Annotated in this window: 4 protein-coding genes and 1 pseudogene; 2 read left to right on the top strand and 3 right to left on the bottom strand. The window is 28.9% G+C overall.

Annotated features, from left to right (window positions below; genetic code table 11):
• Window positions 1-498 precede the first annotated feature (498 nt).
• Complete coding sequence (locus FLACOL7796_RS24445) at window positions 499-1,518, top strand: META domain-containing protein (protein ID WP_173973373.1); 1,020 nt, start codon at window positions 499-501, stop codon at window positions 1,516-1,518.
• A 340-nt stretch (window positions 1,519-1,858) separates the two neighbouring features.
• Here FLACOL7796_RS24445 and FLACOL7796_RS24440 read toward each other — a convergent pair whose 3' ends face one another.
• Complete coding sequence (locus FLACOL7796_RS24440; RefSeq protein WP_173973372.1) at window positions 1,859-2,179, bottom strand: hypothetical protein; 321 nt, start codon at window positions 2,177-2,179, stop codon at window positions 1,859-1,861.
• Window positions 2,180-2,278: 99 nt separating this feature from the next.
• Window positions 2,279-2,974: a hypothetical protein gene (locus tag FLACOL7796_RS24435; RefSeq protein WP_173973371.1), complete on the bottom strand. Its 696-nt coding sequence runs from the start codon at window positions 2,972-2,974 to the stop codon at window positions 2,279-2,281.
• 487 nt (window positions 2,975-3,461) lie between these two features.
• On the opposite strand from FLACOL7796_RS24435, the gene FLACOL7796_RS24430 reads away from it, so the two are divergent.
• Window positions 3,462-4,289 (top strand): DUF3800 domain-containing protein, encoded by an 828-nt coding sequence (locus FLACOL7796_RS24430; RefSeq protein ID WP_173973370.1) that lies wholly within the window; start codon window positions 3,462-3,464, stop codon window positions 4,287-4,289.
• An 86-nt stretch (window positions 4,290-4,375) separates the two neighbouring features.
• On the opposite strand, the pseudogene FLACOL7796_RS24775 reads toward FLACOL7796_RS24430, so the two are convergent.
• Window positions 4,376-4,492, bottom strand: a pseudogene (locus tag FLACOL7796_RS24775) (XRE family transcriptional regulator); the annotation flags it as partial.
• Between the last annotated feature and the right edge of the window lie 30 nt (window positions 4,493-4,522).

Here is a 4,522-nt window from a genome sequence, read left to right as displayed (position 1 = left end):
TAAAACCAAATTTAGATTTATCCTATTTAGTAATTTACCAAAAAAATAATCCGTCAAATAGTTTTATTCTTGTCAACTATCCTATTAATAATGAAGACGATTTAGCGAACTATAGAAAAATATTTTCTCAAGGTATTCCAGGTAACATATTTGAACAAGAGTGATTACGGAATAATATTCAACTGAAAAAATACGCAAATGTCCTGACTTTGCGCATTTTTTTTACTTATTGAATTATTAAAGTTTTTAAAATCTGCACATTTCTCTAAAAATAGTATTAAAACATCTTTGAATAAAGCCACAATAATAATTTTGGCTATTACAAAATAAACAATCTGATTATCAATACGTACTGTTTTAATTGTTAAAGAAAAAGCGTAATTTAGGGCTGATAAAAAAAAGTTAAAAGCATTCTTTATTTTAAAATGGCACAGTTCATGCCTGCAAAAAATCATAAATAATCAGAATGCATAATCGGTATTCTAAAAAATTAAAATGATGAAAAGATTGAAATGTATGTATGTTTTTGTGGTAGTGTTATTGTCAACATTTACATACGGTCAGGAAAGTTTAAAAATGTTTGTAAAAGAAAATAAAGTGCCATGTCAGGGTGTTGGCCCGATGGAATGCCTGCAGGTAAAGTACGATAAGGACAAAGAATGGCAGTTTTTTTATGATCATATTGAAGGTTTTAATTTTGAAAAAGGAAATCGATATGAGATAATGGTAACCAGAACAAAAAGACCAGCACCTATTCCGGCTGATGCTTCTGCATACCAGTATAAACTGAAAAGTGTTATTTCGAAAACTCCTGTAAATGCCGAAAAAGGAATTTATAATACTAAAATGATTTTAACCCAATTAAACGGAAAAAAGATCAACAACGGAAAAGCATTTATTACCATTAATGATGAAACGGGTACCATAAGCGGTAAAAACGGATGTAATAATTTTAATGTAAAGTACACGAAGCTTTCTGCAAAAAATCAAATTAAGACTGATTCTCCTATGGGAACTTTAATGGCTTGCGACAGCGAAAGCATGAAATTAGAACAGGATTTTAGCGCTGCGATAACAAAGAAAAAGTTCAAGATTGTAAAGAAAAACAATACAGTACAGTTTAAAAATGCTAAGAACAAAGTGGTGATGGAATTTTCGATACCAACTCAAAATCAATTGTGGACTTTTATTGGAAAAAATAACTGGAAACTAATAGCACTTGAAAATGTGGGTCAGGATTACGGCAAAGCTTCAATTAAATTTAATGTAGCTGAAAAGAAAGTAAGCGGAAATACAGGCTGCAACAATTTCTTCGGAACTTATGAAACTAGCGGTTATAATATCTCTTTTGATAAGCTGGCAACTACAGAAATGGCATGTATTGGCGAAGGAAATAAAACAGAGCAAAAAGTATTGTCGTATTTAAACAATAAAGACCTGCGTTTTGATGTAGCAGATCAAACTCTTAATTTTTATCTAAACGATAAATTGGTCATGATGTTTGGTATTACGAAATAAACCGATTCTATAAAGTCATCTTTAAATGGATGATGATTTATAAAAAATAATAAAAAACCAGTGAAGTTAATTCACTGGTTTTTTTATGGGTAAGTGCTGGCGCGAGCGTCTCGCTCGTGCATAATTTTGGGGTTCACGAGCAAGACGCTCGCACCAGCAGGTGAAGAAAAAATTATAATTTTAATTGCATTACTTAGAAAAAGCGTCAAAAACCCCTTGCAAATCTGTGTAGCAAAAAATATTTATACCATAAAATCCATAGTATACCAAAACGTATACTATGGAGTAAAAAAGAAATAAAATTCCAAAATTTTTAAAAGTTAAATTGTCGGTCATTTAATCATATTTCAAAATCAATTTTATTTTGTCTGCAATATTCTTCTATCTCTCCATGTGCTAAAATGCCATGCTTATTGTCGATTATGACATATACTCTTAATTTTGTACCCTGAGGTAATAAATTGCAAGCTTTCCTAATTGCTTGTTTATTATCTAGAGCATGACGGAGTTCTCTTGAAAATGCTACAACAGGAGCAATCATATTTACATTTTTAATAAAGGGCTCTAATAAACTTTGATCTTTGGGGCCGACAAATGTATAATCATTTTTTAATAAGTAAGGCTGAAATCTTTTTTCTAATTCGAATACTTCTTCGTTCATGTTTGTGGTTTGTTAGTGTTATAAATGTTTAAATATGATTTTCGATAATGATTTTAGCATCATTATCTTTATAAACTGTTGGCTAAATAGCAAGAAATTTTATAAAATTTTCATTTCCTGTAAAGTTGAATCTAGTAAAAAAGGTACACTTTGATTCTTCAATTCGGAATATGTAACTGATTGCGCATTGAATGTATCGATAGCAATACAATAATCTTCAGAAATTTGATAATTATCTGAATAATTTTTTAAAAGAAAACGATGCAGTACTTCACAGAAAATGCCTAATTCAGATTTTTTAAAACCGTCAACCTGTGGAACCAGCCACAATGCACCTACTTTATTTTTACCATCATGTTCGAAGATGAAAACTAAATTAGGTTTAACATAAAGTGGAAAACCTTCCAATGTTAAAGTTTTATGTTCTTTCTGAACACCTTGTCTTGTAAATTTATTCGGTCTGTGACTATTAACTTCAAATTCTTTAAAACTCATAAGAATATCTCTGTTTCTTTTGTACATTGAATATGTTGAGTTTTTTAAATTTGGATTTGACATTTTTAAATAGAGCTCATCGATTTTAGGATCATAAAATCCCTCATTACCATTTTTAAATACATTATAAATACAGCTTGTACTGAAAACCCAATAATCTCTTGGCTCTTCTGCTTCTTGTTCTTCTATTGTTTTTTCTTTAGGAATTCTATTTTTAAGTTTGTAAGCAAAATTCTTTTTATACTTTTCAGATTGTTTTCTTCTGAATTCAACCAGTTCGTTGATTTTAATTCGCTGCATATTTTGTAAATTTTAGTTAGTTAATTAGTAATAATAATTTTTTGAGAAAATCTTCTATTATTTCGTTCAAAGTTTAAACCTATTTCTTTGCTTTGTCAGTTTTTACGTTAAAAAGCAAAAATTATCGTTGTATGGCTATATACTGACAGTATGACAAAAAAATATTTGGTTTTGATGTTATTTTGACATGAAAATCAAAACATTAGTTTATTCCTTATAGTTTTGATATGAGTAACATACCCGCGTAAATTCTTTCCTTACCCGCTCCTAAATATTAACAAAACTGGATTTTTTTGATATGTTGAGATACTTTGGTGTTGGGGATTACAGATCCTTACAGTTAGTTTAAATTATCTCATAAACAAATTTCATTATTAAACTTTAAAAATTTTTATGGAAAACCGTAATTTTATGTCTATTTTTTAGTATAATATTGTGAAATATTATGCTAAATTGATATTAATAGCAATTATCTAGACATTTAGAGATGAAGACATTTTATGCTGATGACACATATTGCAAATCGGATAAATCCGATAAAACTAATAGAATTCATCTTTTCGGCGGTATTTTAATTAGCAAAAGTGACGAAAAAAGGTTGCTTCAAATTATTAGTAATGCTAAATCAAAATATACACATCCAAATTTACCAATGAAATGGAATTTTAAGGATACTGTAATAAAAGATAAATTTCAAGAATTTGGCAGAATTGATGAATATAAAGCTATGCTTGCCGACTCAAATTCTTGGCGAAAGGAAATAATTAAAAATTCTCTAGAACTAGATTATAAAATAGTTTGTGGAATTATTGAAAGTTTTTCAGATGATACTAAATCGGCAAAAAAATCTAAACCAGAATTTCTAAAATATTCTTTTGAGAATCTTTTAATGCGTGTTGGAATTGATGCTATGAACAAAGATTATGAAACCTATGTTATTGTTGATTGGCCACCAGATGGCAATCCTCAACCTTTGGTTCAAGCATATTATCGATTATTTCATCAAGGAAAATCTTCTGCTGGAACTCTAGCAAAATGTGGGAAATTATCGGATTGTAATTTCTTTCATTCACTTCTCTTTGCAAAATGTAATCACAGTCCACTTTTACAATTTAGTGACTTAATAATTGGTTCTATAAAAGATTACTTAGAAGCGAAACTTTCAAAACGTCAAAATTTATTTGCTACCGAAATTTTTGAACTTTATAAACGCAAAATTAGATTTGGAAATGGAACTATGCTAGGTTACGGAATTATTCCTCCAAGTGGTAACAAGGCTTTTAGAGAAAAAATTAAAAAAATTCTAGAAGAGTAAAAACTCTCCTTAATGATAGTATGATCAAACCAAAAAAAGAGACTTAAAAAGTCTCTTTCTACAATTAATATATTTTTATAAATAAATTACTTACCAATCAATTTCTCAAGCCTAACCATCATTTCATCTTTCTCTTTCAACATACGCTCATAAAACGCAATTTTTTCATCATAAAATTGTACAATTTGATGAATATGATTAAATGCATGTATTATTCTAGCGTGGTTCTTTTA

The sequence above is a fragment of the Flavobacterium bizetiae genome, assembly GCF_902804475.1.
GTDB lineage: Bacteria > Bacteroidota > Bacteroidia > Flavobacteriales > Flavobacteriaceae > Flavobacterium > Flavobacterium bizetiae.
Note: the sequence above shows the minus strand (reverse complement) of the source record. Positions and strands in the feature narration are given on the sequence as shown.

What these genes read in the sequence shown, in the direction of transcription:
- FLACOL7796_RS24440 (WP_173973372.1), bottom strand. Translation starts at nt 2,179, where the DNA reads ATGAACGAAGAAGTATTCGAATTAGAAAAAAGATTTCAGCCTTACTTA.
- FLACOL7796_RS24430 (WP_173973370.1), top strand. Translation starts at nt 3,462, where the DNA reads ATGAAGACATTTTATGCTGATGACACATATTGCAAATCGGATAAATCC.
- FLACOL7796_RS24435 (WP_173973371.1), bottom strand. Translation starts at nt 2,974, where the DNA reads ATGCAGCGAATTAAAATCAACGAACTGGTTGAATTCAGAAGAAAACAA.
- FLACOL7796_RS24445 (WP_173973373.1), top strand. Translation starts at nt 499, where the DNA reads ATGAAAAGATTGAAATGTATGTATGTTTTTGTGGTAGTGTTATTGTCA.